At 72.1% G+C, this 4,964-nt stretch carries 4 protein-coding genes and 1 pseudogene; 1 reads left to right on the forward strand and 4 read right to left on the reverse strand.

Translation table 11 applies throughout. From position 1 onward, the window contains the following. From OZN99_RS25380 to OZN99_RS25395, 4 genes and pseudogenes are all read right to left on the reverse strand, one after another. A pseudogene (locus OZN99_RS25380) lies at nucleotides 1-394 on the reverse strand (hypothetical protein); the annotation flags it as partial. A 148-nt stretch (nucleotides 395-542) separates the two neighbouring features. Next, a complete protein-coding gene (locus tag OZN99_RS25385) occupies nucleotides 543-2,042 on the reverse strand; it encodes a tripartite tricarboxylate transporter permease (RefSeq protein WP_270938026.1) in 1,500 nt (499 codons plus the stop codon). Then, entirely contained in the window at nucleotides 2,042-2,533 is a 492-nt protein-coding gene (locus OZN99_RS25390) for a tripartite tricarboxylate transporter TctB family protein (RefSeq protein WP_270938027.1), read from the reverse strand. Before OZN99_RS25390 ends, OZN99_RS25385 begins: the two co-directional genes overlap by 1 nt. 32 nt (nucleotides 2,534-2,565) lie before the next feature. Next, nucleotides 2,566-3,540, reverse strand: a complete 975-nt coding sequence (locus tag OZN99_RS25395; RefSeq protein WP_270938028.1) for a tripartite tricarboxylate transporter substrate binding protein — start codon at nucleotides 3,538-3,540, stop codon at nucleotides 2,566-2,568. Nucleotides 3,541-3,667: 127 nt separating this feature from the next. Between OZN99_RS25395 and OZN99_RS25400 the strand changes: the two genes are divergently transcribed. Next, nucleotides 3,668-4,964, forward strand: a 1,297-nt coding sequence (locus tag OZN99_RS25400) for an APC family permease (protein ID WP_270938029.1), incomplete at its 3' end; no start/stop codon positions are given.

Here is a 4,964-nt window from a genome sequence, read left to right on the forward strand (position 1 = left end):
CCGGACGCTCGCCCGGGGCTGCGCGCACGCCCGCGACGGCCGCGGCGGGGCGGCTTCCGGCGCCACTGGCCGGCGCGATCGCTGCGGCGACGGCGATCATGTAGCGCACCGTCACGCGGTCGCCCGAGCGGATCTGGTTGAAGTTGCGCACCTGGTTACCGACCCGCACCGTCACCAGCGCGCCGGACTGGGCGCCGTCCTGGCCGCGCAGCAGCACCTCGCGCTTCGTGCGGTCCACCGTCTCGACGATGGCATTCAGCGTCATCTCGTCCGCAACCACGGCGGCCTGCGGCGCAGGTGCCGGCGCGGGCGGGGCGGGCGGCGGGGTGGTCTCGCAGGCAGCCAGCGGCAACAGGCCCAGCGGCAGGATCAGCGCGGCACGGCGGGTGAGCATGACTGTCGTCCTTCCTCGTGCGCGGCGCTCCGGATCGGACCGAGTCAGGTTGGCAGCCGCGTCCGCGGTCATTCCGACAGATCAAGGAGACGTTGCCAAGCCGTCCCGCAACATCCGAATCCGGCGAAAACGCATCGCCCGCCTTTCCCTACGCCGCCACCCGCCGCAGCCACGCCCCGTAGAGCCGGGGCCCGGCCAGCGCCAGCAGCGCCACCGCCAGGATGCAGGCGGAGACCGGCCGGGTGACGAAGGTGGTCCAGTCCCCCTGGCTGATCGTCAGCGCCTGGCGCATCGCCTGTTCGGCCATCGGGCCCAGGATCATCCCGATCACCACAGGCGCTACCGGGAAATCGAAGCGGCGCATGAACATCGCGATGACGCCGATGCCGTAGAGCAGGATCAGGTCCACCACCGAGTTGCTGATCCCGTAGGTGCCGATCGTCGCGAAGACCAGGATGCCGGCATAGAGCTGCGGCTGCGGGATCTTCAGGATGCGCGCCCAAAGCCCGACCAGCGGCAGGTTCAGCACCACCAGCATGACGTTGGCGACGAACAGGCTCGCGATCAGCGTCCAGACCAGCTCCGCCTGGCTGGTGAACAGCAGCGGGCCGGGCTGGATGCCATAGCTCTGGAAGGCGCTCAGCATGATCGCGGCGGTCGCGCTGGTCGGCAGGCCGAGGGTGAGCATCGGCACCAGGATGCCGGCGGCGGCCGCGTTGTTCGCCGCCTCCGGCCCGGCCACGCCCTCGATCGCGCCGGTCGTGCCGAACTCCTTCCGCGCCTCGGGTCCGGCCAGCTTCCGCTCGGCGTAGTAGCTCAGCATGGTCGGCATCTCGGTGCCGCCGGCCGGCATCACGCCGAAGGGGAAACCCAGGCCCGCGCCGCGGATCCAGGGCCAGAAGCTGCGCTTCAGGTCGGAGCGGCTCATCATGATGCTGCCGACCGCCCGCACCTCCTGCTTGCCCTCGACGTAGCGCCAGGCGAGGTAGAGCGTCTCGCCCACGGCGAACAGCGCGACCGCCACCAGCACCACGTTCACCCCGTCCAGCAGTTCGGGGATGCCGAAGGTCAGGCGCGGCTGGCCGGTCTGCAGGTCGATGCCGACGAGTCCGAGCAGCAGGCCGAAGAACAGGCTGGTCAGGCCGCGGATCGCGCTGCCGCCCAGCACGGCGGAGACGGTGACGAAGCACAGCACCATCAGCGCGAAGTATTCGGCCGGGCCGAGTTGCAGCGCGAGCTCCACGATGATCGGCCCGAGGAAGGCGATGCCGATGGTGCCCACCATGCCGGCGACGAAGCTGCCGATCGCGGCCGTCGCCAGCGCCGGCCCGGCGCGACCGTTGCGCGCCATCTTCGCGCCCTCGAGCGAGGTGATGATGGACCCGCTCTCGCCCGGCGTGTTGAGCAGGATCGAGGTGGTCGATCCGCCGTACATCGCGCCGTAGAAGATGCCGCAGAACAGGATGAAGGCGCCGGTCGCGCTGACGCTGAAGGTGATGGGCAGCAGCAGCGCGATGGTCAGCGCCGGCCCGATGCCCGGCAGCACGCCGATCGCCGTGCCGAGGAAGCAGCCGAGCAGCGCCCAGCCCAGATTCGCGAGCGTGAGCGCATTGCCGAAACCGAGCGCGAGGCCGGACAGCGCGTCCATCAATCCGGGCTCCCGAACAGCAGGCCCTCGACCACGCCCGCACCGATGTTCACGCCCAGCAACTTGACGAACAGCACATAGGCGCCGAGCGAGACGACGAAGGCGATGGCGAGGTTGCGCAGATGCGCGCGACTGCCGAAAGCGGCCGCGACCAGCGCGAACTGCGCGGTCGCCGCGACGGTGAAGCCGAAGGGCCCGATCAGCGCCAGGTTGGCCAGCAGCCCCGCCAGAAGCAGGCCGAGCGCGCGCAGGTTCAGCGGCGCGGCGCCCTGCAGTTCCTCGATGTCGTCGGACCAGCCGCCGCGCAGCGCCGCGACGGTCAGCGCGACGCCCAGCGCCAGCAGGCCGGCGGCAACGAGGTAGGGGATCGCCTTCGGCCCGACCTGCGCATAGATCGGCGAGGTCGGGATGACGCTGGCCTGCCAGGCCGTGAGGAGCCCGAGCAGCAGCACGAACAGCGCCGCGCCCAGGTCGGGCAGGTTCCGCCGCATCGCCGGGCCGGCCCGGGCCGTCGCCGCGCGCGTCAGCCGGCCAGGCCGATGTCGCGCAGCACCTGCTCGGTCTCCGCCTGGTCGCGGGCCAGGAACTGGGTGAAGGCGTCGCCCACCAGGAAGGCGTCGTCCCAGCCCTGGCGCTGCACGATCTCGCGCCATTGCGGCGAGGCATGCAGCGCCGTCATCCAGTCCACCAGCGCCTGGCGCTGGGTGGCGTTGATGCCCGGCGCGCCGAAGACGCCGCGCCAGTTGCCGAGGGTGATGTCCATGCCGCTCTCCTTGAGCGTCGGGACGTTGTCCAGGCTGCGCGTCTCGCCGGTGGTGGCCAGCGCGCGCATCCGGCCGGCGCGGATCTGCTCGGCGAATTCGGACACGCCGGAGATGCCGGCGCGCACCTGCGCGCCGAGGATGGCGGCCTGCGCCGGGCCGCCGCCCGCGAAGGCGACGTAGCTCGCCTCGCGCGCATTCTTGCCGAGCGCCTTCAGGATCAGGCCGAGGGTGATGTGGTCGATGCCGCCCGCGCTGCCGCCGCCGACCGCCACGGCGCCCGGATTGGCGCGCAGCGCGTTCAGGAAGTCCTGCAGGTTCTGGAAGGGCGAGTTCGCCGGAACGACGATCACGCCGGGCTCCGTCGTCATGCGGGCGATCGGCGTCACGTCCTTCAGCCCGACCGGGGTGCGGTTGGTGATGACGGAACCGACCATCACCGCGCCCGCCACCATGATCGCCTCGCCGCGGCCGCGGCGCTGGCTGACGAAGCGCGGCAGGCCGACCGTGCCGCCCGCACCGCCGACATTCTCGAACTGGAAGCTGCCGACCAGCCCCGCCGCGCGCGACGCCTGCTCGATCGCCCGGCCCAGCCCGTCCCAGCCCCCGCCGGGACCGGCGGGGACGAAGACGTACATGCTGTTGAAGCGCTGCTGGGCCGAGGCCCCGCGCGGCAACAGGCCGGCAGCGGGCAGCGCCGCTGCAGCGGCAAGGACGTTCCGGCGGCGAATATACATAGGGCCTCCCTCGATGGCCGCGATTGCTTGCGGCCAGCCTATGCCAGCGGCGCAGGGCGCGCAAACCGGGTGCGGAACCTTGCCGGGTCCCCGCGCGTCTCCGGCCGAGGCGGAGGATGACGCAGCGATGACCGCGCAAGGCGAAACCGGCCAGCCCGCCTTGCGGCGGAGCATCGGACCTTTCCAGCTCTTCGCTTACACATTGGGCGGCATGCTCGGCGCGGGCATCTACGGGCTGGTCGGGCGCGCGGCCGGCGAGCTGGGATCGGCCGTGTGGCTCGGCTTCCTGGTGGCGATGGTGGCCGCGCTGCTGACCGGCCTGTCCTACGCCTCGCTCGGCAGCCGCTATCCGCGCGCCGGGGGCGCCGCCTACATCACCGGCCGCGCCTTCGCGTGGCCGCTGCTGACCTGGACGGTCGGGCTGGCGGTGATGGCCTCCGGCCTCACCTCGGTCGCGACGCAGTCGCGCGTGGTGGCGGCGAACGTGCTGGCGCTGACCGGGCTGCAATCGGTGCCGACGCTGGCCATCGCGCTCGGCTTCCTGCTGCTGGTCGCGGGCATCGTGCTGCGCGGCATCCGCGAGAGCATGTGGATGAACATCGTCTGCACCGCCATCGAGGGGCTCGGGCTGGTGCTGGTGATCGCGGTCGGCGCCCGCTACTGGGGCACGCAGCCGCTGCTGGAGACGCCGCGCGGCGAGGCGATCGGCTTGTCCTTCCTGATGACCGGCGCGATCCTGACCTTCTTCGCCTTCATCGGCTTCGAGGACACGCTGAACGTCGCGGAGGAGGCGAAGGAGCCGCGCACCACCCTGCCATTCGGCATCATCACGGCGATGCTGGCGGCCACCGTGCTGTACATCGCCGTCGCGATCACCGCGGTCTCCGTCGTGCCGTGGCAGGAGCTGGCCGCCGCCCCGGGCCCGCTGGTGGAGGTGATGCGCCGCGCCGCGCCGTGGTTCCCCTCCTGGGGCTATGCGGCGATCACGCTGTTCGCCGTGGCGAATACCGCCCTGCTGAACTACGTCACCGCGTCCCGCCTGCTGCTGGGCATGGCGCGGCACGGGCTGATGCCGGAGGCCTGCGCGCGCATCCACCCCACGCGCCGCACGCCGCATGTCGCGATCCTGGCGCTGCTGCCGGTGGTCGCGGCGCTGATCCTGGCCGGCGACATCGGCCAGCTGGCCTCGGCCACGGTGCTGCTGCTGCTGGCCGTGTTCACGGTGGTGAACGTCGCACTGATCGTGCTGCAGCGGCGGCCCGGCGAGGCGCGGGGCGGCTTCGAGGTGCCCGTGGTGGTGCCCGCGGCCGGCGCGCTGGTCTGCGGCGCGCTGCTGGTCAACCGCGTCTTCGCCGGCGACTGGCGGGCGCCCGCCCTGGCGGGGGCGCTGCTGGCCGTGGTGCTGCTGGCCTTCGCGCTGCTGC

The sequence above is a fragment of the Falsiroseomonas oryzae genome (assembly GCF_027856955.1).
Lineage (GTDB): Bacteria > Pseudomonadota > Alphaproteobacteria > Acetobacterales > Acetobacteraceae > Falsiroseomonas > Falsiroseomonas oryzae.

Excerpts from the sequence above, each read along its gene's own strand:
- OZN99_RS25385 (WP_270938026.1), bottom strand. The coding sequence starts at position 2,042 with ATGGACGCGCTGTCCGGCCTCGCGCTCGGTTTCGGCAATGCGCTCACG.
- OZN99_RS25390 (WP_270938027.1), bottom strand. The coding sequence starts at position 2,533 with ATGCGGCGGAACCTGCCCGACCTGGGCGCGGCGCTGTTCGTGCTGCTG.
- OZN99_RS25395 (WP_270938028.1), bottom strand. The coding sequence starts at position 3,540 with ATGTATATTCGCCGCCGGAACGTCCTTGCCGCTGCAGCGGCGCTGCCC.